Source organism: Streptococcus suis, assembly GCF_002964045.1.
GTDB classification, from domain to species: domain Bacteria; phylum Bacillota; class Bacilli; order Lactobacillales; family Streptococcaceae; genus Streptococcus; species Streptococcus suis_U.
Map to the genome: position 1 here is coordinate 1 of NZ_POPB01000437.1, position 264 is coordinate 264.

Annotated in this window: 1 pseudogene; it reads right to left on the bottom strand. The window is 35.2% G+C overall.

From position 1 onward, the window contains the following. Positions 1–246 (bottom strand): annotated as a pseudogene (locus C1E99_RS11215) (hypothetical protein); the annotation flags it as partial. Positions 247–264 lie beyond the last annotated feature (18 nt).

Below are 264 nucleotides of genomic sequence, written 5' to 3' on the forward strand. Positions count from 1 at the left end.
TACTAGAAAATTCATCGCGACAAGGACCGTCTTCCCCTCCTCGTGCAAAGCATAAGCTTTATCTACATAGATTTTTTTATAATTCTTATCTTTAATCGGGCGTGGAGTTGATTTTCTTTCTTCTTTATTCAAATGACGAACACTAGAATTATCATATTTGATATCCGACATTTCTAAATCTACAATTTGTGAAGATTGCTTGGCAAGTGTCGTTTTCCCCATACCTGGAAAAGCAAATATAAACATAGACTTTCCTCCTTTTCC